Annotated in this window: 26 protein-coding genes; 22 read left to right on the forward strand and 4 right to left on the reverse strand. The window is 28.4% G+C overall.

Annotated features, from left to right (window positions below; translation table 11 throughout):
• The 6 genes from mnmG to Q4E08_RS06075 all read left to right on the forward strand — a co-directional run bounded on the left by mnmG (position 1) and on the right by Q4E08_RS06075 (position 5958).
• Positions 1-1893, forward strand: coding sequence for a tRNA uridine-5-carboxymethylaminomethyl(34) synthesis enzyme MnmG (gene mnmG, locus Q4E08_RS06050; RefSeq protein ID WP_303129407.1), 1893 nt, complete (start codon positions 1-3; stop codon positions 1891-1893).
• A 19-nt stretch (positions 1894-1912) separates the two neighbouring features.
• Positions 1913-2632 carry a 16S rRNA (guanine(527)-N(7))-methyltransferase RsmG gene (gene rsmG, locus Q4E08_RS06055; RefSeq protein WP_303129410.1) on the forward strand — a complete coding sequence of 240 codons (720 nt, stop codon included), beginning with the start codon at positions 1913-1915 and terminating at the stop codon, positions 2630-2632.
• Between the two features lie 136 nt (positions 2633-2768).
• Positions 2769-3551, forward strand: a complete 783-nt coding sequence (gene noc / locus Q4E08_RS06060; protein WP_303129411.1) for a nucleoid occlusion protein — start codon at positions 2769-2771, stop codon at positions 3549-3551.
• Positions 3552-3755: 204 nt separating this feature from the next.
• Positions 3756-4538 carry a ParA family protein gene (locus Q4E08_RS06065; protein WP_303129412.1) on the forward strand — a complete coding sequence of 261 codons (783 nt, stop codon included), beginning with the start codon at positions 3756-3758 and terminating at the stop codon, positions 4536-4538.
• On the forward strand, positions 4539-5399 hold the full coding sequence (locus Q4E08_RS06070; RefSeq protein ID WP_303129413.1) for a ParB/RepB/Spo0J family partition protein: 861 nt from the start codon (positions 4539-4541) through the stop codon (positions 5397-5399).
• A gap of 58 nt (positions 5400-5457) precedes the next feature.
• Complete coding sequence (locus tag Q4E08_RS06075) at positions 5458-5958, forward strand: DUF4446 family protein (RefSeq protein WP_303129414.1); 501 nt, start codon at positions 5458-5460, stop codon at positions 5956-5958.
• Positions 5959-6002: 44 nt separating this feature from the next.
• Here Q4E08_RS06075 and yyaC read toward each other — a convergent pair whose 3' ends face one another.
• The 3 genes from yyaC to Q4E08_RS06090 are packed head-to-tail and all read right to left on the reverse strand — an operon-like array spanning position 6003 to position 8453.
• On the reverse strand, positions 6003-6590 hold the full coding sequence (gene yyaC / locus Q4E08_RS06080; protein ID WP_303129415.1) for a spore protease YyaC: 588 nt from the start codon (positions 6588-6590) through the stop codon (positions 6003-6005).
• Between the two features lie 56 nt (positions 6591-6646).
• Positions 6647-7798: an aminotransferase class V-fold PLP-dependent enzyme gene (locus Q4E08_RS06085; RefSeq protein WP_303129416.1), complete on the reverse strand. Its 1152-nt coding sequence runs from the start codon at positions 7796-7798 to the stop codon at positions 6647-6649.
• A 16-nt stretch (positions 7799-7814) separates the two neighbouring features.
• Positions 7815-8453 (reverse strand): LysE family translocator, encoded by a 639-nt coding sequence (locus Q4E08_RS06090; RefSeq protein ID WP_303129417.1) that lies wholly within the window; start codon positions 8451-8453, stop codon positions 7815-7817.
• Between the two features lie 154 nt (positions 8454-8607).
• Here Q4E08_RS06090 and Q4E08_RS06095 point away from each other — a divergent pair, with 154 nt between their 5' ends.
• The 15 genes from Q4E08_RS06095 to Q4E08_RS06165 all read left to right on the forward strand — a co-directional run bounded on the left by Q4E08_RS06095 (position 8608) and on the right by Q4E08_RS06165 (position 21153).
• Entirely contained in the window at positions 8608-8841 is a 234-nt protein-coding gene (locus Q4E08_RS06095; RefSeq protein ID WP_303129418.1) for a DUF3343 domain-containing protein, read from the forward strand.
• A gap of 25 nt (positions 8842-8866) precedes the next feature.
• A complete protein-coding gene (locus Q4E08_RS06100) occupies positions 8867-9739 on the forward strand; it encodes a mechanosensitive ion channel family protein (RefSeq protein ID WP_303129419.1) in 873 nt (290 codons plus the stop codon).
• Between the two features lie 37 nt (positions 9740-9776).
• Entirely contained in the window at positions 9777-9971 is a 195-nt protein-coding gene (locus Q4E08_RS06105) for a DUF951 domain-containing protein (RefSeq protein ID WP_303129420.1), read from the forward strand.
• A 101-nt stretch (positions 9972-10072) separates the two neighbouring features.
• A complete protein-coding gene (gene rpsF / locus Q4E08_RS06110; protein WP_303129434.1) occupies positions 10073-10360 on the forward strand; it encodes a 30S ribosomal protein S6 in 288 nt (95 codons plus the stop codon).
• A 16-nt stretch (positions 10361-10376) separates the two neighbouring features.
• Positions 10377-10817, forward strand: coding sequence for a single-stranded DNA-binding protein (locus tag Q4E08_RS06115; protein ID WP_303129421.1), 441 nt, complete (start codon positions 10377-10379; stop codon positions 10815-10817).
• 28 nt (positions 10818-10845) lie between these two features.
• Positions 10846-11091: a 30S ribosomal protein S18 gene (rpsR, locus tag Q4E08_RS06120; RefSeq protein WP_024614038.1), complete on the forward strand. Its 246-nt coding sequence runs from the start codon at positions 10846-10848 to the stop codon at positions 11089-11091.
• 133 nt (positions 11092-11224) lie between these two features.
• On the forward strand, positions 11225-11545 hold the full coding sequence (locus Q4E08_RS06125) for a MazG-like family protein (RefSeq protein ID WP_303129422.1): 321 nt from the start codon (positions 11225-11227) through the stop codon (positions 11543-11545).
• A 21-nt stretch (positions 11546-11566) separates the two neighbouring features.
• A complete protein-coding gene (locus tag Q4E08_RS06130) occupies positions 11567-13510 on the forward strand; it encodes a DHH family phosphoesterase (protein WP_303129423.1) in 1944 nt (647 codons plus the stop codon).
• Between the two features lies 1 nt (position 13511).
• Complete coding sequence (gene rplI, locus Q4E08_RS06135; protein WP_303129424.1) at positions 13512-13958, forward strand: 50S ribosomal protein L9; 447 nt, start codon at positions 13512-13514, stop codon at positions 13956-13958.
• 14 nt (positions 13959-13972) lie between these two features.
• Entirely contained in the window at positions 13973-15868 is a 1896-nt protein-coding gene (lonC, locus tag Q4E08_RS06140) for a Lon family ATP-dependent protease (protein ID WP_303129425.1), read from the forward strand.
• Positions 15869-15963: 95 nt separating this feature from the next.
• Positions 15964-17298, forward strand: a complete 1335-nt coding sequence (locus Q4E08_RS06145; protein WP_303129426.1) for a replicative DNA helicase — start codon at positions 15964-15966, stop codon at positions 17296-17298.
• Positions 17299-17375: 77 nt separating this feature from the next.
• The gene (gene proC / locus Q4E08_RS06150; RefSeq protein ID WP_303129427.1) at positions 17376-18176 is read left to right on the forward strand and encodes a pyrroline-5-carboxylate reductase; all 801 of its coding nucleotides are present in this window, start codon (positions 17376-17378) and stop codon (positions 18174-18176) included.
• A gap of 418 nt (positions 18177-18594) precedes the next feature.
• A complete protein-coding gene (locus Q4E08_RS06155; RefSeq protein ID WP_303129428.1) occupies positions 18595-19881 on the forward strand; it encodes an adenylosuccinate synthase in 1287 nt (428 codons plus the stop codon).
• Positions 19882-19973: 92 nt separating this feature from the next.
• Positions 19974-20168, forward strand: a complete 195-nt coding sequence (locus Q4E08_RS06160; RefSeq protein ID WP_303129429.1) for a DUF1858 domain-containing protein — start codon at positions 19974-19976, stop codon at positions 20166-20168.
• A gap of 223 nt (positions 20169-20391) precedes the next feature.
• Positions 20392-21153, forward strand: a complete 762-nt coding sequence (locus tag Q4E08_RS06165; protein ID WP_303129430.1) for an acyl-[acyl-carrier-protein] thioesterase — start codon at positions 20392-20394, stop codon at positions 21151-21153.
• 28 nt (positions 21154-21181) lie between these two features.
• Here the strand turns inward: Q4E08_RS06165 and Q4E08_RS06170 are convergent, their stop codons facing one another.
• The gene (locus Q4E08_RS06170) at positions 21182-22426 is read right to left on the reverse strand and encodes an NAD(P)/FAD-dependent oxidoreductase (protein ID WP_303129431.1); all 1245 of its coding nucleotides are present in this window, start codon (positions 22424-22426) and stop codon (positions 21182-21184) included.
• A gap of 92 nt (positions 22427-22518) precedes the next feature.
• On the opposite strand from Q4E08_RS06170, the gene Q4E08_RS06175 reads away from it, so the two are divergent.
• Positions 22519-23127, forward strand: coding sequence for a hypothetical protein (locus Q4E08_RS06175; RefSeq protein WP_303129432.1), 609 nt, complete (start codon positions 22519-22521; stop codon positions 23125-23127).
• The last annotated feature ends 192 nt before the right edge of the window (positions 23128-23319 follow it).

The raw sequence follows: 23319 nt of genomic DNA on the forward strand, positions 1-23319 counted from the left end.
ATGAGATACAATGCTGAAGATTATGATGTTGTAGTTGTAGGGGCTGGTCACGCAGGTTGTGAAGCAGCTCTTGCATCTGCAAGAATGGGATTAAAGACATTAATATGCACAATTAACTTAGAAGCAATTGGAATGATGCCTTGTAATCCTAATATAGGAGGAACTGCTAAGGGACATTTAGTTAGAGAAGTTGATGCATTAGGTGGAGAAATGGGAGTTAATATTGATAACACCTATATACAATCAAGAATGCTTAATACATCAAAAGGTCCTGCTGTTCATTCATTAAGAGCACAAGCAGATAAAATGAAATATCAACAAAGAATGAAAAGAGTCTTAGAAAGTCAGGAAAATCTTTATGTAAGACAAGTAGAAATAGTTGATTTAATTGTTGAAAATGGAAAAATTAAAGGGGCTGTTTCTAAAAATGGAGCAATATTTGGATGTAAGGCAGTTATATTAGCTACAGGAACATATTTAAAGGCTAAAATAATAATTGGTGAAGTAAGTTATAACAGTGGACCAAATGGATTATTACCAGCAAATGATTTATCTCAAACATTATTAGATTTAGGAATAGAACTTAGAAGATTCAAAACTGGTACTCCACCAAGAGTAAATAGAAGATCAGTAGATTTTTCAAAGATGATAGAACAAAAAGGTGATGAAAAAATAGTTCCGTTTTCATTTATGAGTGAAAACATAGATAGAGAGCAAGTTTCATGTTATTTAACTTATACAAATGAAGATACACATAAGGTTATAAATAATAATATAGGAAGATCTCCTATATATAATGGATCAATAAAAGGAATAGGACCAAGATATTGCCCATCAGTAGAGGATAAGGTAATGAGATTCCCAGATAAGGGAAGACATCAAATTTTTGTAGAGCCAGAAGGTGATGATACAGATGAATTATATATCGGAGGATTTTCATCATCACTTCCAGAGGATGTACAAATTAAAATGTTAAGAACAATAGAAGGTTTAGAAAATGCAGAGGTAATGAGATCAGCATATGCTATTGAATATGACTCAATAAATCCAATGCAATTAAAGCCAACACTTGAATTTAAAAATATAGAAGGTCTTTATGGAGCTGGACAATTAAATGGTAGTTCAGGATATGAAGAAGCAGCTGCACAAGGTATAGTTGCTGGTATTAATGCTGCATTAAAGATAAAGGGCGAAAATCCAATGATATTAACTCGTTCAGATGCATATATAGGTGTATTAGTAGATGATTTAGTTACAAAAGGTACTAATGAACCTTACAGAATGATGACATCAAGAGCTGAATATAGATTACTTTTAAGACAAGATAATGCAGATTTTAGATTAACTGAAATTGGACATAATGTAGGTCTTGTAACAGAAGAAAGATATAATAAATTTTTAGAAAGAAAAAATAATATAGAGTCAGAGCTTGAAAGATTAAGAAATCTTCAAATAACTAATAAGGTAGAAAATAATAATATATTAGTTAAATTAGGAAGTACAGAGCTTAAAAAACCTATAAGTTTTTATGAACTTATAAAGAGACCAGAGCTTGATTATTTTATGGCAGTAGAGTTAGACCCTGAAAGACCAGAATATCCAGATAATGTTGGTGAACAAATAAATATTATGGCAAAATATGAAGGTTATATAACAAATCAATTGGAACAGGTAGAACAATTTAAGAAATTTGAAAAGAAATTATTACCTAAAGACATAGATTATATAGATGTAAAGGGATTAAGAACAGAGGCTATACAAAAATTAAATGATATAAAACCTATGAGTATAGGTCAAGCATCAAGAATATCAGGAGTATCACCAGCAGATATATCTGTGTTGCTAATATATTTAGAATATCATTATGGTAAGAAAGAAAAGCAAGATATCTAGATTCATAAAGGAGGAAAATATGGATTTTTATAATATTATGAAAACGGCAGCTGATGAGGTTAATATACAATTTGATGAACAAATGTATGATAGATTTATTAAATATATGAGATTAGTACAAGAGTGGAATCAAAAAATAAACCTTACTGCAATAACAGAAGATGAAGAATTTATAAAAAAACATTTTATAGATTGTATCAAAGCATTTAAGAGTGATGAACTTAAAAATGCTAAGACTATAATAGATGTTGGAACAGGAGCAGGTTTTCCTGGAATGCCAATAGCTATATTGAGAGAAGATATAGAAGTTACTTTATTAGATTCATTAAACAAAAGAATAAATTTCTTAAATTTAGTTATTAAAGAGTTAGGGTTAAAAAATGTAATAACTATTCATTCAAGAGCAGAAGATGGAGCAAGAAAAAAAGAATTAAGAGAAAAATTTGATGTTGCTACATCAAGAGCTGTTGCTAATATGGCTGTATTATCAGAATTTTGTTTACCTTATGTAAAAGTATCTGGATATTTTGTAGCTTTAAAAGGTCCTGCTATAGAAGAAGAGTTAGCTAATAGTGAAAAAGCATTAGATACATTAGGTGGAAAACTTTTAAGAGTTGATGAAACTATTATTGAAGGAACAGATTTAAATCATAATATAGTAGTTGTTGAAAAGATAAAACAATGTCCAAAAACATACCCTAGAAAAGCAGGAACCGTAGCTAAAAAACCAATAAAATAGATTATTATAATAAATATATATTATAAAAAAGCTTAATACAAAATAAAATCATAAAAAGAGGAAATAAATGTAATATAGCGAATTTAATATATATTTGAATATTACTGTAATTTTATAAGGGATGGGTAGAGCCAATATGAATAATGAGATATTAAAGATTGATATTAAGGATATAATTCCCAATACATATCAACCAAGAAAATACTTTGATGAAAATGCTTTAAATGAATTATCACAATCTATAAGGACACATGGAATAATTCAGCCAATAACTGTTAGAAAAAGGGGTGAATTCTATGAGTTAGTGGCAGGAGAGAGAAGATGGAGAGCGGCACAGCTTGCTGAGCTTAAAGAAGTTCCTTGTAATGTAATAGATATTAATGATATGGAATCAGCAGAAATAGCACTTCTTGAAAACTTACAAAGAGAAGATTTAAATTTTATAGAAGAAGCAGAGGCTTATTACAATTTAATTAATGATCATAAATTTACTCAGGAGCAATTAGCTAGACGTATGGGTAAAAAGCAGTCTACTATAGCTAATAAGTTAAGAATATTAAAGCTTAGTAATAAGGTTAGAGAATTATGTGTTATTAATAATTTAACAGAAAGACATGCAAGAGCATTACTTTCTGTTCAAGATGAGAAGCTTCAATTAAGTATATTAAAAAAAGTTATAAAGGGAAGTTTAAATGTAAGACAAACTGAAGAACTTATAAATAAGGAGCTTTTAAAAATTGCAGGAAAAGAATTGAGTGGAAAATCTAAGAAAAAAATTAAAGCTATATTTCCAGCAAAATTATATGTAAATACTATAAAACAAGTATTTGATAAATTTAGTATACCTGCTAAATATAATGTTAATGATTCTGAAGAATATATAGAAATAAATGTAAGAATTCCAAAGCAAAAGAAGTAAATAACTGTAAAATAAATCGCTAAGGTTTTAAAAACTTTAGCGATTTATTTATTTTTAAATTTACATTTATTAGCAAAATAAATAAAAGCTGAAGAATGTATTAAGATACTAGTTTTATCTTTTAATATGATATAAAAAAATATATAATATATTATGAAGAGAGAGGGGGTGCAAGGCTCTAAGATTGATTAGGGCTAACTGCGAATGAAGACAATTTGCATATTTAATCAAAAAGGTGGTGTTGGAAAGACAACCACGAATATTAATTTAGCAGCATATCTTGCCATGTCCGGTTATAAGGTGTTAACAATTGATATAGATCCTCAAGGTAATACAACTAGCGGGTTAGGAATAGATAAAAGAGGGCTTGAGACATCAATGTATGATGTTATAACATCTGATGCAAGTTTGAAGGATGTTATTATACATAGTGATCTTATTTCAAACTTATATATAGCACCATCAACAATGGAACTTGCAGGGGCAGAGGTAGAAGTTATAGGAAAAGATGATAGAGAAAGAATACTTTTAAATAAAATAAATGAAGTTAGAGAAGAATTTGATTTTGTGTTTATTGATTGTCCACCATCACTAGGCGTATTAACAATAAATGCATTAACATGTTGTGATTCAGTTTTAATTCCAATTCAATGTGAGTTTTATGCATTAGAAGGAGTTGGACAACTTATAAATACAGTAAAACTTATAAATAAGTCATTAAACCCTAATTTAAAAATTGAGGGAGTAATTATGACTATGTATGATTACAGAACAAAATTAAGTAATGAAGTATTTAATGAGGTTAAGAATTTCTTTGGTGATGTAGTTTATGAAAATAAGATACCTAGAAATATTAGATTGGCAGAGTCACCAAGCTTTGGATTACCAATAATGCTTTATGATGAAAAATGTAAAGGTGCAGACGCTTATTCTGAATTAACAAAAGAATTTTTAAAGAGACAGAATATGGTGAAGGGTGATAAATAGATGAGTAAGAAGTTTGGTTTAGGAAAAGGATTAGGAGCTTTGATTCCAGATGAGGTTGAATCTAAATCAAAAGAGAAAGAAAAAAAGAATTCCAGTACACTTATACCATTAAATAAAATAGTAAACAACGCAGATCAACCAAGAAAATTTTTTGATAGTGATAATATAGCAGAGTTAGCTGAATCTATAAAAAACCATGGAATAATTCAACCATTAATACTAAAGAAAGATGGAACTAAATATACTATAATAGCTGGAGAAAGAAGATGGAGAGCATCTAAAATTTTAGGCATTAAAGAGGTTCCAGCAATAGTAATGGATTTAAGTGAGAAAGAAATATTAGAAGTTTCATTAATAGAAAATATTCAGAGGCAAGATTTAAATCCAATTGAAGAGGCTTTAGCATATAGAAAGTTAATAGAAGATTTTAAATTAACTCAGCAAGAATTAAGTAAAAAAATTGGAAAATCTAGAGTTGCAATATCAAATACAATGAGACTTATAAACCTAGATGAAAGAGTTCAACAGTATCTTATTGAAAGTGTTATTTCTGAAGGTCATGGAAGAGCACTATTATCTATAGAAAATAAGGATTTGCAATATGAAATTGCCCAAAGAATAATTGATGAGAATCTTTCAGTAAGAGAGGTAGAAAAATTAATTAAAGATTTATTTAAAAAGAAAAATGAAATTAAAAAGGAAATAGAACAAAATCCTTATATAAATGATATTCAAAATAGACTTCAAGATTATTTCGGAACGAAGGTAAATATAAATTCAAAAAATAAAAAAGGAAAAATAGAAATAGAATATTATTCAGATGATGATTTGAATAGAATTTTAGAATTATTAAATATGTAATGTTTCACGTGAAACATGTTTCACGTGAAACACTTTTAAAGGAAGGACGGAAGAAAAAGTGGAAAATTTAATAGCATCATTAGAAAACTATTTACCTTACATATTAATAGGAATGGGAATAATAATTTTATTACTTCTTATCTTAGTTATTGTGTTATGGAGATCAATGAGTAAGTTGGAAGGAAAATTTAGAAGATTAATGAGGGGAACTACTACTAAAAATTTAGAAGAACTTATAAATAATAAATTAGATAGTGTTGAAGAAGCAACTAATGCTGCAAATGCTGCTGCATCATCATGTGAAGCTTTAAAAGTTGAAATGCAAGGATGTGTACAAAAAGTTGGTATAATGAGATATAAAGCTTTTGAAGATGTTGGAAGTGACTTAAGTTTCTCAATAGCTATATTAGATGGATATAATGATGGTATAATATTAACTGGTTTGTATGGAAGACATGATAGTACAACATATGCTAAGCCTGTTGATAAAGGTATATCAAGATATGAGTTATCAGAAGAAGAAGCTCATGTATTAAAGGAAGCTATGAATAGTAAATAAAATAAAAATGTACTTTATGATTTAATCATAAAGTACATTTTTATTTATATTTTATTTGAAAAAAGAGAAGGTGAATTATACTCTATTAATTTATTTATAGAGTATAATATTCCCTTTGAGATGGCTTCAGCTAAGTTAAAAACTGTATTTAAACGTGTATTTTGAAGTACCATAAATTGAGACTTACTATTTATATTAACCACACCTATTATACTTAATTCACCAACTGGAGTTAAATCTTTTTCTAATGCTAATCCAGGTAAAAGTGGAGAATTATTTATTAATACTTTACCTACATTTTGAAATTCACCTAATGCAGCATCAATTCCAACTATAAATGGATCATTAAAATTAGTATATATTTTATTTAATGTATCCTGTAAGTTTTGACAATGAATTGGATAATTTAATGAACCATATACATATATTTTTTTTGAGTTATATCTTACATTTTTTAAATTATGACCAACTAAAGGACCAAGTGAATCACCAGTTGACCTATCAGACCCTATACATAAAAAAACTATAGGTCTATTTTTATCAAATTCTGATTTTAATTTATAGTAAAGATATTCTCCAATATCAATAAAAGAATTATTTATTGTGCTATCTACTGAAATTTTATTTAACATAAAAAGCCTCCTTTTTTGAAATTATTTCCAAAGATGAGGCTTTTTATTCTTACATTTTATAATTCTTTATGAGCTTTTTCTAAAATAGATATTGTGTAATCTATTTCTTCATCTGTATTGAAATAGGAAATGCTGAGTCTTACAGTTCCTTCTGGAAAAGTGCCTATAGTTTTATGACACATAGGTGCACAATGAAGTCCAGATCTATTACTTATACCATTTGATTCTAAGTAAAATGATAGTTCTGATGTTTCAACTCCATCTAAATTAAAAGATATTGAAGTAGTTGAATTTTCTCCACTAATATCTCCATAAACTTTATACCTTTCCATTGAACTTATTGATTTAATTAATTTTTTATATAATTTTTTATTTTTGTTTTTTATATTTTCTATTCCAACGTTATTTATAAATTCTATTCCGTTAGATAGACCAACTATCCCAGGAATATTTAAAGTGCCACATTCAAATTTATCAGGCATAAAATTAGGTTGATGTATTTCATGAGATAAGCTTCCAGTACCACCTTCTAACAATGGTGTACATATTTCATTTAATTTATCATCTATGATAAATCCACCTATCCCTTGTGGTCCAAATAAACTTTTATGACCAGTAAAAGCTAATGCATTAGCTCCTATATCATAAAAATCAATAGGTACTGTTCCTGCCGATTGAGCTGTATCTATTATGAAGAATATATTATTTTTTTTGCATATTTCTCCGATTTCTTTAATTGGTTGAATAGTACCAATTACATTAGAAGCATGTGTAATTATTACTAGCTTTGTATTTTTTTTTATTAAATTTTCTATATCTTTAGGATTTATAAAACCATCAAAGCTTGCCTTAACAAAATCAACTTCAACATCAAGTTTTTCTTTACATGAAATTATAGGTCTGATTACAGAATTATGTTCTAATGATGAAGTTATTACATGATCACCTTTACGTAATATTCCTTTTATAAGGATGTTTAAAGACATAGTTATGTTATTTGTAAAAACTACATTTTCAAATTTATCATAGTTAAAAAATTTGGCTATTCTTTCTCTTGCTAAGAATATTTCTCTATTGCTTTCTAATGCATTTGAATGATTTGATCTGTTAGCATTTCCACCTATATTTACTAAGTAATTATAAATTGAATCGCTCACAACCTTAGGTTTAGGAAAGGTTGTGCTAGCATTGTCTAAATAAACTTTCATATTCTTACACCTTCTTCTATAATATTACATATATTCCATAAATAACAAAAATAATACCGATAATATACAAAACATAAGTCAATAAATTTGATGCTGTTTTATTAATATCTTTTTTTAATAATTTAAGTCCTTTTGAAGCTAGAATATTTAATACAATTAACCAGGACATGCTTCCAATAATCATAAATAATAAAGATATACAAAAAAATAAATAACCATAACTTTTCCAAACTGCTGCAACAGTTCCACTAAAAGCTATCCAAAAAGAAAAAGTTAATGGATTAATAAGTGTAATTATAAATCCAGACATGAACCCTTTTGATTTATTTGAATTTACAAATTTAGTTGAAACTTTATTAGCAGAAGTTTTATTTTTTTTTGAAAATTTAGCAAATATAATTAATACTATTCCAGAAATAATCCAAAATAAACCTTTAGAAAATTTGTTGTTATTTACCATACTAAATAATCCTAAATTTATTACTAGTAAATATGTATAATCAGCAACTAATGCACCCATAGATACTTTAAATCCACTCCAAAAGCCTTTGCTTAATGATCTGTTTACGGCCTCTAGCCCAGCAGGGCCAATAGGTATAGATGCAAAAAGTCCCGATAAAAAACCTATAAAAGGCGCTTTTATAATAGGCATCATAACAATCTCCTTCTATACATAAAGTTATGTATTTTATTATAAAACAAATATTAATACAATTCATTAAATTTGAATAAAAAGAGTATTATATTTCTTTATAAAATTTTTAAAATATATATAATATAGTTAGAATACATTTTAGAAGGAGAGAATTATGAAATATTATATAGTAGTATTTAAGAATACACATGATGCAATGGCTGGAGAAAAATATTTAAAGGAAAAGGGCTATAATTTTAGGATAATGCCAACACCTACTTTAATAACTCAAAGTTGTGGGATTTGTGTTAGATTTGAGGATGGAATAAATATTGAACAGGTAAAAAGTGAAAATTTTGAATATAAAAATGTATATTGTAAAGATGAAGATGGATATAAAGAAATGTAATTAAAACTTTAGGGAGAGTGGAGAGATGAAAAATTTTCTTTTTGATTCATCTGTTTGGACAGAAAAATTTTATAAGGTTGCTATTGAAACATTAGATTATGTAGTATCAAAAGGTATTAAAATTATTATTGTAGTATTTTTAATGTTTATATGTATAAAGATAGGAAATAGAGCAATAAAAAAATTTGTTGATAGACAAGTTAATAATCAAAATTCTAGATTATCAATTAATCCTCAAAAAGCAATTACTGTTGGTGCTGTAATGCATAGTATATTAAAATATGCAGTGTATTTTATAGGACTTGCGATAATATTATCAGATATATTTAAGGGCGTATCATTAACTGTAGCTAGTATTGGTGGTTTTGCATTAGGTTTTGGTGCACAAAGCTTAGTACAAGATATAATAAATGGATTTTTTATATTGTTTGAGGATCAATATGGAGTAGGGGATTATGTTACTATAGGAAATTTTGAGGGAATAATAGATAGTATAGGAATAAGAACAACTATATTAAAGGATTTTAATGGTGACTTGCATTTAATACCTAATGGAACAATAAAAGAAGTTACAAATCATTCAAGAAATAATATTAGGTTTATTGTCGATGTATCAATAGCTTATGAGCAAGATATTGATAATGCGCTAAGTGTAATAAGAGAAACTTGTGATAAGTTTCAAGAAAAGTATAAAGATGATGTTCCAAATCCTATTGATATATGGGGAGTAACTGCACTTGGAGCATCAGGAGTTAATATAAGAGTCGTTGGTTTTAGTAAACCAATGAAGCAATGGGCTATGGAAAGAGAGCTTAGAAAAGAAATAAAAGAAGCGTTAGATAAGGCAAAAATAGAGATTCCTTATAATAAAACAGAAATAATAGTTAAAAATGAGTAATAATAAATTTTTAAATTTATAGAATGGAGGAATATAATTGGTAGAAAATTTTAATTTAGGCGATATAGTTGAAATGAAAAAACAGCATCCTTGTGGAGAGAAAAATTTTGAAATAACAAGAATTGGTGCAGATATAAAGATAAAATGTGTCGGTTGTGGAAGAATTATCATGATACCAAGAAGTAAATTCCAAAAAGGTGCAAAAAAAATAGTTCATAAGGCAGAAAATTAACAAAAGTTCTTGAAAAAGTAAAATTATAATGATAGAATTATAAATTGTAATCCCTGCTGTGCAAAGCACAGCCGTTAGTCCGAGGGGAGGAGGTGAAAATGATGAGAAAGTACGAAACTATATTCATACAACACCCATCACTTGACGAAGAGGCTGTTAAAGCTAACATCGAAAAGTTTAAAGGTGTAATAGAAAATGGTGGAGGAACTGTAGAAAACGTTGATGTTTGGGGTAAGAGAAAGCTTGCTTACGAAATCTCAAAAGTTAGCGAAGGATACTACACATTAGTAGAATTTACAGCAAACCCAGAATTACCAAGAGAATTAGAAAGAGTATTCAGAATTACTGATGGTCTTATAAGACACATCGTAGTAAGTAAGGAAGCGTAAGAGAGGTGATATTGTAATGAACAAAGTTATACTTTTAGGTAGACTTACAAAAGATCCTGAATTAAGATTTGCAGCAGGAAGTGGTAATGCAGTTACTAGATTTTCAGTTGCAGTTACAAGACAATTCAAGAGAGATGAGGCTGACTTTATCAATTGCGTAGCATTTGGAAAGCAAGCTGAGACAATAGCACAATATCTTACAAAAGGTAGCCAAATCGCAATTACTGGAAACATCAGAACTGGTAGTTACGATGCACAAGACGGTTCAAAGAGATACACTACTGATGTAGTTGTAGAAAGCTTTGAATTTGTTGGTGGTAAGAGTGGCAACAACGCTGGATCATTTAATAATGATTTTGGCGGAAATAATTCTGATTATTCAAAGCCAACAAACGATCCGTTTGGTGGTTTCGATGATGACATGACTCCTGTTGATGACGGAGATATGCCATTTTAGAGATTTTCAAGGTAAGGAGGTTTAAGTGATGAGAGAAAACAACAGAAGATCTGGTAGAATGAGAAGATCTAAGAGAAAAGTTTGTGCTTTTTGTGTAGAAAAAGCTGAATCAATAGATTACAAAGATGTAGCTAAGTTAAGAAAGTATGTAACTGAAAGAGGAAAGATACTTCCAAGAAGAATTTCAGGAACATGTGCTAAGCACCAAAGACAATTAACTACTGCAATCAAGAGATCAAGAAACATAGCATTATTACCATTCACAACTGAATAGTAGTAATTAAAGAGTACTACAGAATTTGTATTTCTGTAGTACTCTTATTTTTTGCAAAAAATTATCAGCTTCTTGCATTAGTAATAGAAAAAAATTAAAATATACATACAGGGTATTTGTGGGAGGGGTATTTGTGAGAAAGAGAGATTTAAATATTATGAGAAATGTAAAAATCATAGATAATCTAAAGGCTCAATTAATAAGGGTTATAGGTGATTTTTATACATTATTAACTAGAGGTAGTAATGTAGCTGAAGAAGCTATTGTTGAATGTATAGCAGGAGCTATAATAATCTTATATGTATTAGGAGAAAAACTAGGATATTCTCTACCTGAGATAGATCATGAGATGAAAAAGAAGCTTGATTTTGGGATAAGATCAGAAGATGAAGTTGAAAAAGAAGGAAAGAGCTTGAGTAAACTTAAGGAGTATATTTCAAACAGAAGAGACTAATAATTAAATAGGAGGAGTTTTATGAATATAGATAAATTATTGAAAAAACTCATAAAGCCCGTAGGATTAATTTTATCTTCTGTAATATTCTTTTTATTAGGATATAGTCAAATTGGATTATTGATAGCAATAATATATTTTATAGATAATTTTTATCAGTTAAATAATTATTGGAAGAAGGAAGAGGATATAAATCAATTTACTAAAGAAATAAATGAAGCTGTTAAGGATACTGTAGAAAATACAATATTACCAATAGCTTTAATAGACGATAAGGGTATTATAGAATGGCATAATAATGTATTTAATGAGTTAGATGATCGAAGAAGTTTTCTAGGAGAAAATATACTTGGTATAGCAAGAGGATTAAAGTTAAGTGATATATTAGATTCTGATAAAGGATTGCATCAAAAACTAAAATTAAATAGTAAACTTTATGATGTTTATAGTAAGAAGATATTTAGAAAAGATAAACAATTATATTTAATTTATTTTAATGATATAAGTGAGCTTATAGGATTAGATGCAACAAGAGAAAGCGTAGTATTAATAGAAGTAGACAATTTTACTGAAGTTTTAGATTCAACAATTGAGTCAGATAAGCCTTTAGTTATTGCAGAAATTGATAGAGAATTAAGTAGCTATGCTCATAAACTTGAAGCTATGATAAAGAAATATCAGACTAATAAATATATACTATCAATTCAGGATAAATATATTGATGAGGAAATAAGTAATAATTTTAATATATTAGATAAAATATCTAATATAAATAAAGGAAATAAAATAGAAGTAACATTAAGTGTGGGAGTTGGAAGAGGTGGTATATCACCATTAGAAAACTATAAGTATGCTTCTATAGGAAAAGAGTTAGCTTTAGGAAGAGGCGGAGATCAAGTTGTTGTAAAGAGTCCAGATAGTGTAAAAATATTTGGGGGAAATAGCAAGGAGATAGAAAAGAGGACTAAAGTTAGAGCTAGAGTTGTTTCTCATGCATTAAAAGAACTTATATATGAAAGTAATAAGATATTTATATTAGGACATAAAAATTTTGATATGGATTGTTTAGGTGCTGCTGTAGGTATGGCAAGTGCTGTAAGACAACTTGGTAAATCATGTAATATAATATTAGATGATAGCAATAAAGATGCAGTAGAATATTATTTGAAACAATTGCAAGTAGATGGAAAGTATGCTAATCTATTTGAAACATCAGAAGAAGCTAAGAAAGAAGTAACTGATGAATCATTACTGATAATTGTAGATGTACACAATAGAAACTATGTTGATAATTTAGATCTTATAGAAAATTCAAAAAGAAAAGTTATAATAGATCATCATAGAAGAAGTGCAGATATAATAGGAGATACTTTACTAAATTATATAGAAGTTTATGCATCATCAACATGTGAAATGGTAACAGAAATTATACAATATATGATTGAAAATGTAACTTTAAATAAATTAGAAGCCGAAGGTCTTTTAGCAGGTATTTATATGGATACAAAGGGATTTGCTTTTAAAACAGGAGTAAGAACCTTTGATGCAGCATCATTTCTTAGAAAAATGGGGGCTGAAACTACAGAAGTTAAAAAGATGTTTACTGATAATTTAGAAGATTTTATACAAATAGCTGATATAATTAAATCAGCAAAGATAGAAGATAATATTGCTATATCAGTATGTCCTGCAAATGTTAAGGATACAGTAATGATTGCAAAATCAGCAGATGATTTGTTAAATATATCAGGCGTTTTAGCTAGTTTTGTTTTAGCAAATATTGATGGCCACACTTATATTAGTGCTAGATCTATTGGTGATATAAATGTTCAAATAGTTTTAGAAGCTTTAGGTGGTGGAGGTCATATGAATATGGCTGGTACTAAGATGCCAAATAAAACAATAGATGATGCCTTAATTGAATTAAATGAGGCAATTACAAAATACTTAAGGGTGGGTGAATAACATGAAAGTAATTTTATTAAAGGATGTTAAAAGTTTAGGAAAAAAAGGTGATGTTGTAAATACATCAGATGGATATGCAAGAAATTTCTTATTTCCAAAGAAGCTTGCAGAAGAAGCTACAAATAATAATTTACACATCTTAAATAATAAGAAAGAAAATGAAAGAAAGCAAAAGCTTGCAGAACTTGAAGCAGCTCAAAAATTAGCAGGAGAATTAAAAGGAAAAGAAATAAAAATAACTGCTAAAACAGGAGATAATGGTAAGTTATTTGGAGCTATAACAAGCAAAGATGTAGCTACAAAGATAAAAGAAAATTATAAAGTTGAGATTGATAAGAAAAAGATTGTTATGGAAACAATAAAGGTAGCTGGAGGATATGATATAGAAGTTAAATTATATCCAGAAGTATCAACAAAAATGAAGGTTATTATTGTTCCACAAGCTTAAGGAGGAATAGTATTTTGAAATTACGCGAGGAAATTGGTTTCCTGCAAGATATAATAAATGGTGATTTATCACAAGACTCTCAAATAAATGTTCTATTTGACATATTAAAAAATGTATTAGATGAAGGTGCTATAAGAGCTAGAACAGTAAGATTTAAACTTAAAGATTATGTTGGATCAAAGAATATAGCTGAGAGAGCATATGCATTAAATATGATAGCTTCAGATGGTGCTGGAATTGAAGTAGTACCACCAGAAGATAAAGTAGATGAAGTTATTGAAGATGCTGTTGTGTGGATTTCAGAAGAGATAGCTAAAAGATATGTTCAAAATCAAATAGAATCAAAAGTAGAGAAGGCTATAATGGAAAAGCAAGAAAAGTATATAGATGAAATGAGACTTTCCATTATTAAAAAAGAAAAGGGCAGTGAAAACCAAAAAACAAAGAAAAAATATGAAGAACTTAAAGAATTAGATGATAGAGTAACAAGTAAAAATATAATGAGCTTTTTAAGACCTGAAAAGTTAGATGAAATAGTAGGTCAAGAGAGAGCTATAAAATCATTAATATCAAAATTATCATCTCCGTATCCACAACATATAATTCTTTATGGACCACCAGGAGTTGGTAAGACTACAGCAGCTAGAATAGCACTTAATGCTGCTAAAGATTTAGAATTTACACCTTTTGATGATAAATCTAAATTTGTTGAAGTAGATGGAACAACTTTAAGATGGGATCCAAGAGAAATAACAAATCCTTTACTAGGCTCAGTACACGATCCTATATATCAAGGAAGTAAGAGGGATTTAGCGGATATTGGAGTACCTGAACCAAAGCCAGGTTTAGTAACAGAGGCTCATGGAGGAGTATTATTTATAGATGAAATAGGAGAACTTGATAATATTCTTCAAAATAAACTTTTAAAAGTATTAGAAGATAAGAGAGTTGAATTTTCATCATCATATTATGATCCAGATGATGAAAAAACTCCTAAATATATAAAATACTTATTTGAAAAGGGAGCTCCAGCGGATTTCGTTTTAATTGGTGCAACAACAAGAGAACCTGGAGAAATAAATCCTGCTCTTAGATCAAGATGTACAGAGGTTTATTTTGAGCCACTTGGAGTTAAAGATATTCAAGATATAGTAAGAAATGCTGCTAAAAAGCTTGGGGTTTCATTAGAAAAAGAGGTTCCAGAGTATATAAGCAGATTTACTATAGAGGGAAGAAAAGCTGTAAATATACTTACTGATGCTTATGGATTTGCATTATACAAGAGAAAGAATAAGCCTAAAAAGTTAAAAATAACTTTAAAAGATGTAGAGGAAGTAGTATCAATAGGAAGGTATACTCCGTTTGAAATAGTAGAAAATCATACTGAATATGAAGTTGGTCATATATATGGTTTAGGAGTAAGTGGATTTATAGGTTCAACACTAGAAATAGAAGCATCAGTTTTTGAAGCAAAGAAAAAGGGTGCAGGAACTGTAAGATTTAATGAGACTGCAGGAAGTATGGCTAAAGATTCTGTATATAATGCAGCTTCAGTAATAAGAAAACTTACTGATAAAGACATAAAAGATTATGATATTCATGTCAATGTAGTTGGTGGAGGAAAAATAGATGGTCCATCAGCAGGTGCAGCAATAACAGTTTGTATAATAAGTGCTTTATTAAATAAACCTTTAAGACAAGATGTTGCTATTACCGGGGAAATATCATTAAGAGGAAAGGTTAAGCCTGTTGGAGGAATATTTGAAAAAATATATGGTGCAAGAAGAAAAGGAATAAAATTAGCTATTGTGCCAGAAGATAATAAAAATGATATTCCACAAGGATTAACTGATATAGAAGTTAAAACTGCAAAAACTATTGAAGATGTAATGAATTTAGTTTTTGAATAATAAAGTAAAGAAGATTTTAATCTTCTTTACTTTATTTTATTATTTTTATTATATAGATTATATGATAAAATTAAAATTTGGAAGGAGGTATAAGCATGGAAACAACAGTTAATAAAACATTGCCACAAAGTATAGAAGCGGAACAATCAGTAATTGGTTCTATGATTATTGATAGAAGTGCAATAGCTCAGGCTGCTGAAGGACTAGAAGAAAATGATTTTTATAGAGACAGTCATAAAGTTTTATTTAAAAGCATACTTGATATGTTTAAAAAGGATATGGCTGTAGATTTAGTTACTGTACTTGAGGAGTTAAAAGCTAACGATATGTTAGAAAGAGCTGGCGGTGTTACATATGTAACAGAAATAACATCATCTGTACCAACTACAGCTAACCTTTCTTCTTATATAAAGATAGTTCAAGAAAAATCAACGCTTAGAAAGCTTATAAAAGCTTCAACTTCTATTATTGAAGAAAGTTATAATAAACAAGGAGAAGTTGAAGATGTATTAGATGCAGCAGAAAAAAGAATATTTGATATAGCAGAAAAAAGAACTACAAGTGATTTTGAACCTTTAAATCAAGTTCTTGAAAGAGGATTTATTGAAATAGAGAGATTATTTAATAATAAGGGTGAAATAACAGGAGTAGGATCTGGATTTGTAGATTTGGATGCGAAAACTTCAGGATTCCAAAAAGGTGATATGGTTCTTATAGCTGCAAGACCATCAATGGGTAAAACAACATTTGCACTAAATATTGCAGAATATGCAGCACTTAGAGAAGGTAAAAGTGTAGTTATATTTTCTTTAGAAATGTCTAAAGAACAATTGGCATATAAGCTTTTATGTTCAGAAGCAAATGTTGATATGTTAAAGCTTAGAACAGGTGCTTTAGATGATAAAGATTGGGAGAATATAGCAAGAGCTACAGGACCATTGTCTAAAGCAAAGATATATATAGATGACACTGCAGGGGTTTCTGTAATGGAAATGAGATCAAAATGTAGGAGATTAAAGATAGAGTATGGTATAGATTTAATTCTTATAGATTATCTTCAACTTATGTCAGGATCTTCATCAGAGAGTAGACAACAAGAAGTATCAGAAATATCTAGATCTATAAAAGCATTAGCAAAGGAAATGGAATGTCCAGTTATAGCATTATCTCAGTTATCTCGTGCACCAGAACAAAGAGCAGATCATAGACCGATGCTATCTGACCTTAGAGAATCTGGTTCAATAGAACAAGATGCTGACCTTGTTATGTTTTTATATAGGGATGAATATTATAATAAGGAAACTGAAGATAAAAATGTAGGGGAATGTATAATAGCAAAGCAAAGAAATGGTCCTGTTGGAACTGTTAAATTAGCTTGGCTTGGTCAATTTAGTAAATTTGGAAATTTAGATACTATACATACAGAATAATTATTTACAACTACTATGAAAAGCTCACCGTATCAGGTGAGTTTTCTTTATAATAAATTAAAATTGGAGGATTGATTATGAGTAAAAAAATAGGATTTATAGGTTGTGGTAACATGGGAAGCTCAATGCTTGGAGGATTAATAAGCAAAGGATTTTCTAATAATGAAGATATTATAGTTTCAACTAGAAGTGAAGAATCAAAAGAAAGATTAGAGAAACAATATAGAGTTAATGCAACAGTACATAATGAAGAAGTTGTTGAATTTGCTGACGTATTAATTCTTGCAGTAAAACCTTACATGTATAAAGATGTTATTAGTAAAATAAAAGAACATATAACTAAAGACAAAATAATAATAAGTATTGCAGCTGGAATAGATTTAGAAGATTTACATGAAATGATAGGAGAAGATTATAAAATAATAAAAACTATGCCAAATACACCTGCTTTAGTAGGAGAAGGAATGTCTGCTATATGTCCTAATTCAAATATTAATGATGAAGAATTAGAATATGTTTGTAATATGTTTAATTCATTTGGTAAATATGAAATACTTTCAGAAGAGGATTTTCATGGATTTATAGCACTTTGTGGATCATCACCAGCATATGTATTTATGTTTATAGAGGCTATGGCTGATGAAGCTGTAAAACTTGGTATTCCAAGAAGTAAGGCATACAAAATGGCAGCTCAAAGTGTACTAGGTTCAGCAAAGATGGTATTAGAAACAGGTAAACACCCTGGAGAATTAAAGGATATGGTATGTTCACCAAAAGGTACAACTATAGAAGCAGTATGTGAACTTGAAAAGCTTGGTTTTAGAAATTCTATAATAGGAGCTATGGATAAATGCGCAGATAAATCAAAAAATATGTAATAAATTTATTTTTATATGTTGACAAAGTAAAAAATAGAATATATACTATAGTTAGTGATAATCAATATCAATTAGAAAGCGTAAGAATTTTGAATTGGTTATATACTGGACACACAGAACACACATAAAAAAACATTAACGCGAAAAACTCCTCTTAATTATTAAGTTAAGAGAAAAAAACCTTAGATTCCACAGGTCTAAGGTTTTTTTCTGTTATTTTTAATTCTATACGAATTATTTATTAAATTTATAGAAAAATATTCGATAATATGTTGATTTACAACTTCCAGTTTGTTACTATATTCATGGAGATTATAAAAATCTCAATAATTTATATTAATTTATTTAATTAATGTAAATAATAAAGTTAGTGAATAATAGGTCTAAGAAGACTTATAATCCAAAGGAGGCAAATAATATGTCAGCATTTATAGTAGTAGGAGCCCAATGGGGAGATGAAGGAAAAGGTAAAATGACAGATTACCTTGCAGAAGAGGCAGATGTTGTCGTTAGATTCCAAGGAGGAAATAATGCAGGTCATACTGTAGTTGTTGGAGATAAAGAATATAAGCTTCACTTAATACCTTCAGGAATACTATATGATGATAAGGTTAATGTTATTGGAAATGGTGTAGTTGTTGATCCAAAGGCATTATTTGAAGAAATAGAATATTTAGAAGGTGTTGGAGTTAAGGTAACACCAGAAAAATTAATGATAAGTGATAGAGCACAACTTATAATGCCATATCACAAAGTATTAGATAGATTAAAAGAAAAAGCTAGAGGAAAAAATGATATCGGAACAACAGGAAAAGGTATCGGACCATGTTATACAGATAAATATGAAAGATCAGGAATAAGAGTTTGTGATCTTATGCATGAAAATGTATTTGAAGAAAAATTAAGAGAAAATGTAGAAGCTAAAAATGCATACATAACAAAAGTTTTAGGTGGAGAACCTTTAAGCTTTGAAGAAATATTCAATGAATATAAAGAGCTTGCTAAAAAGTTAAGACCATTTGTAAAAGATACATCAGTTCAAGTTTATGATTCAATCAAGGCTAACAAAGATGTATTATTTGAAGGTGCTCAAGGTATGCTTCTTGATATTGACTATGGAACATATCCATATGTAACATCATCAAATACAACTGCTGGTGGTGTAGCTAGTGGTTCAGGAATAGGACCAAATATGATAACTAATTCAGTTGGTATAGCTAAGGCTTATACAACAAGAGTTGGTAAAGGACCATTTCCAACAGAATTAAATGATGAAATTGGTGATTGGATAAGAGAAAAAGGACATGAATATGGAGTTACTACTGGTAGATCAAGAAGATGTGGATGGTTAGATTTAGTTATACTTAAAACATCAGTTAGAGTAAGTGGATTAACTTCACTTGCAGTAACAAAAATAGATACATTAGCAGGACTTGATAAAATAAAGGTTTGTACAGGATATAAGTTTAATGGAGAAGTTATTGATTACTTCCCAGCTAGCTTAGAAGATCTTGCAAATTGTGAGCCAGTATATGAAGAGTTCGATGGATGGGATGATAGTGTTGCAGATGCAAGAAGCTACGAAGAACTTCCAGAGAATGCTAAGAAGTATATTGAAAGAATAGAGGAATTTACAGATACAAGAGTATCTATAGTTTCAGTTGGTCCAAAGAGAGACCAAACAATGAGAGTTAAAGAAATTTAATTCCGACTGAAGAACTTGACTTTAATAAATGTATAAAATATAATTTTTTATAGATGATATTTATGTACTAAAATTATTAAAGAGGTGAATTTATGATAACTAAAGATATGACAATCGGTGAAATAATAAAAAAGGACCCAACAAGAGCAGAAGTTTTAATGGCGTTTGGAATGGGTTGTGTTGGATGTCCATCAGCACAAGCTGAAACTTTAGAAGAAGCAGCTGAAGTTCATGGATTAAACTTAGAAGCTTTATTAGAAGCTTTAAACAATAAAGTAGAATATTAATAAATTTAGCAGATAGCCTAGGCTATCTGCTTTTTACTTTACATATATGTTTTTTTAGAAGTTTGTAAAAAATAGTTTTAACATATTATTAGTTAATATTATATTTGCAAACTTAATATAATTAATAATTTGTAAAAACTAAATTAATAAGTACATGGAAGATAGAAAGTTTAATTAATTTAATGTAGGATTATAATAAATAATACTTTGAGGTGTGAGAATAATGACTAATAAATGTATTAAAGAATATACAAAACAATATGAAGTAATGTATAGAGATTCAGATTATAAATTAAGATGTAAACTTGCATCTATGGTAGATTTTTTCTGTGATATTGGTAATATTCATGCAGAAGCAGTAGGAGATTCAATAGATTTTCAATTATCACATGGATGTACTTGGGTATTTTATAAATATGATATAAATATTTATAAATATCCAAAATATAGACAGAAAATAAATGTAACAACAGTTCCATTAGGATTTAAGAAGTTTTATGCATTTAGAAAATATTTAATAAAAAATGAAGATGGAGAACTTTTAGCAGAGGCGACAGCACTATTTTTCTTAATAAATATAGAAAAGAGAAGACCCGCTAGAATACTTAAAGAGCAATATAAATTTTATGGTGAATTAGGAGATATGGAAAAAGCCATAGATATGGGAAAAATAAGAAGAATAGATAAAGAAGATCATTATAAAGAATTTCAAATAAGGTATAGTGATATAGATTCTAATACTCATGTTAATAATGTAAAATACATTGAATGGGCTATAGAATCAGTTCCAATAGATGTGGTTAAGGATTATGAAATAGATAAATTAAAAGTAGTATTTGAAAAAGAAACAACTTATGGAAATAGAATTCATGTATCAGCAGAAGTTATAAAAGAAAATAATGAATTAATAACACTTCATAAAATTATGGATAAAGATGGTCAAGAACTTACGTTATTAGAAGCTCATTGGAGAAAATCAATATAAAATTTTAAAAATAGACTGCTTTTGCAGTCTATTTTTTTGCAATTGAATTAACTACTAAAAATGCTGAACTCCATGCCCATTGAAGATTAAAACCACCACAATCACCATCTACATCTAAGATTTCACCTGCAAAGTATAGATTTTCAACTAACTTAGATTCTAAGGTTTTTGGATTAACTTCTTTAGTATTTACACCACCTACTGTTACCTGTGCATTTTGGAATTCTTTAGTTCCTATACATTTAAATGACCAATTTTTAAGTCTTTCAATTAAAGTATTTTGATAACTCCAATCCATATCACAACAAGGAATATGAATATCGATAATTCCTATATCTTTAAGTAAAATAGGTATAAGTTTTTTATTAACTACTCCAATTAAAGAATCAGATATACTTCTATGAGAGAACATAGCAAGGTGTCCATATATAAAATTACTAACATCATCTAAAGATTTTTCAGGCATCATATCTAAGTTTATCCACACATCGTTATGTTTTTTTAATTCACGAGAAACTGTGGATGAAATTTGAAGTATTGGTGGACCAGAAATTCCGTAATCTGTGAATAATATTTCTCCGAATTCTTCTCTAATAATTTTATTGTTAGATATTAAAGATACTTTACCTTCAAATTTTATTCCTGACAATCCTTTAAGTCGAGGATAATCAAGTTTTAATTGTACTATGCCAGGCATTGTAGGAGTTATTGAGTGTCCTAGGATTTCAGATAGTTTATGCCCTGATCCATCTGAACCAGTTTTAACAGCAGATTTTCCACCACAGCAAAGTAAAAGTTTTGAACAATTAAAATTAGGAAATTCATCATTACTTGTGGATAATTTAAAAGTTTTTTTCTTGTGGATAGTTTTAACTTTACAATTTGTGTATACAGGTATGTTTCTATCTTCAAGAGCTAACCTAAAAATATCTACAACTGAAGATGCTTGTAAGGATTGTGGATAAAGTTTGCTATTTTCAAGTTGAACGATTGGAAGTCCTATAGATAAAAAGAAATTCTTAGTATCTTCTATAGAAAAACTATTTAATGCATCAATAAAGAAATTATCATTTGAACTATGATAATTTTTAAATGGATAACATATAGAAGAATTTGAAATATTACATCTACCATTTCCGGTAGTTAAAATTTTCTTACCAACTCTATCATTTCCTTCAACTATAGCAACATCTAAACCAAGATCTTTAGCTAGTATTGCAGACATAAGTCCTGAAGCACCACCGCCAACAATTATTAAATCGTGATATATCATTTTAAAACGCTCCTTAATAAATCTTTTAAATAATTCTACCATAGTAATAATTTTGATTAAAGAATGGAATATTAAAAATAGAGGTGTGTATTATGAAAGTTATTGTAAAAGATAAGTATTCAGAGGATTATAATAAGCAATTTAGTGTAAGAAGAATAAATTATGATAAAGTTTTAGTATTATATCCAAATACTGAAGGAATTAAAGAATTTTATAATAAAGATGTAGAAATATTAACTGAAAATAAAATAGATGAATTTTTATTTTCTAATAAGGAACTTTTAAAAATAAGACTTCAAAGGGGAATTTCAGTATTTTTATATAAAGCTTTATTAGATGGAATAGAAATTGAGTGTAAGGAAAAATTAGATGAACTAATAATATTATTAGATACTTATTCAATAAATAAACGTAATGTTTGGGAAAAAAACTTACTTATGCTAGTTAATAATAAATTTCCTATAAAAGTTGAAGCAATTGGGAAAAAATTTAGTAGAAAAGATTATAGTTTAAAGATTAGTACTATAGAAAAAGCTGAATTTAAAGAATTATGTAATAGAGAAATTAGTAAAATAAAGAAAGAAGTTGATGAAAGAGAAAAATTAATATCAAAATATACTTTAGCTATGGAAAACCTTGAAAATCCGGGTGTTTTAAAGAATAAACCAAATAATAAAAAAGAATTTAAATTGCTAGAATAATGAATTATTAAATATAAAAAATAAAAAAAATAAAAAATTATTTAAAAAAGTGTTGACACTTAAATTGATTTTATGTAATATAGTCTATGTGATTAGCGCCAAGTAACGAATAAGCGCAGATTATAAAAAGTTTTAACATGGCTCCTTGGTCAAGCGGTTAAGACACCACCCTTTCACGGTGGTAACAGGGGT

The organism is Clostridium sp., from assembly GCF_030532265.1.
In the GTDB taxonomy this organism is placed as follows: Bacteria; Bacillota; Clostridia; order Clostridiales; family Clostridiaceae; genus Clostridium.